The 788-nt window shown below is 76.5% G+C and carries 1 protein-coding gene; it reads left to right on the forward strand.

The window, feature by feature from the left end; translation table 11 throughout:
- Positions 1–698, forward strand: a 698-nt coding sequence (locus B7767_RS40665) for a hypothetical protein (RefSeq protein ID WP_218775862.1), incomplete at its 5' end; no start/stop codon positions are given.
- Between the last annotated feature and the right edge of the window lie 90 nt (positions 699–788).

A 788-nucleotide genomic window follows, 5' to 3' on the forward strand; every position in this document is an offset into this window, starting at 1 on the left:
CCCCGGGTGAGGACGGCGCCCCGTCCCTCCCGTGGCTCCGGCGTGCGGCGCTGCGGGTCCGCGACGCCGCCGCGGGCTCATGGGCGATCACCCTCCTGCTCCTGGCCGACCTCGTGACCGTTCTCGGGGCGGGCGCCGTCTGGCTGGCGCTCGGCGGGGACCCCGTGGTGGTCGGCGCGACGGCGGCGGCGCTGCTGGCGTTCGCCACCGCCATGCTGCCGCTGATCGCGCGCCGCGGCCCGGACGGGCAGCCCCCGCTGTGGCCGCCGTTCGTCCTGGTGGTGATCCCGCTGGCGGTACTGGCCGTGGGGCTGCCGTCCTGGGGCACCTGGGCGGTCCTGGAGAGCCGCCCCGTGGACGTGAGTCACGACGTCGACCTCGACGTCACCGCTCCCCTGGTGAACGGCGACACCGTCACCGGCTCCCTGCACACCGACGACCCGAGACCGCAGCTCGCCCTCACCTTCGACGTGGCCCCGCACGACCCCGCCGCCCCGGTGTGCGTGCCCGGCACCGAGCTGACCGTGACCTCCAGGACGGGCGCCGGCAAGGACCAGGTGCGGACGGGAGCCCCCGGCACGGAGTTCGTCTTCACCCTGGGGCGGGGGGCGGGCGACGTCGAGCTCTCCGTCCTGCTCCACGCGGAGCAGGGCTGCGAAGTGGACCTGTCCGTCACCTCCGCGTACCTGGACGACTAGGAGAGAAGCAGCCCAGTGACAGCCCCGACGCACGCCTCGCGCCGCCCGCGCCCCCTCCGGTCCCCCGGCCGCCGGCACGCCCGGGCCGCG

The sequence above is a fragment of the Streptomyces sp. 13-12-16 genome, assembly GCF_002114215.1.
Classification (GTDB): Bacteria; Actinomycetota; Actinomycetes; order Streptomycetales; family Streptomycetaceae; genus Streptomyces.